A 205-nucleotide genomic window follows, 5' to 3' on the forward strand; every position below is an offset into this window, starting at 1 on the left:
GTGGTAGCCGGAGATCGAGATGGTGTTCCACCGGGGGATCTCGGTGCGGCAGTACTGGAAGATGTCCGCGATCAGCCGCAGCGACGGCTTGGGCGGGAAGATGTAGGTGCCGCGCGCGATGTACTCCTTGAGCACGTCGTTCTGGATCGTGCCGGTCAGCTTGTCCGCGCCGATGCCCTGTTCCTCGGCGACGAGTTGGTAGAGC

At 63.9% G+C, this 205-nt stretch carries 1 protein-coding gene; it reads right to left on the reverse strand.

All coding sequences use genetic code 11. From position 1 onward, the window contains the following. Positions 1-205, reverse strand: a 205-nt coding sequence (locus tag IO29_RS31455) for a methylmalonyl-CoA mutase family protein (RefSeq protein WP_037840733.1), incomplete at both ends; no start/stop codon positions are given.

Source organism: Streptomyces sp. NRRL F-6676 (genome assembly GCF_000725625.1).
Taxonomy (GTDB): Bacteria; Actinomycetota; Actinomycetes; order Streptomycetales; family Streptomycetaceae; genus Streptomyces.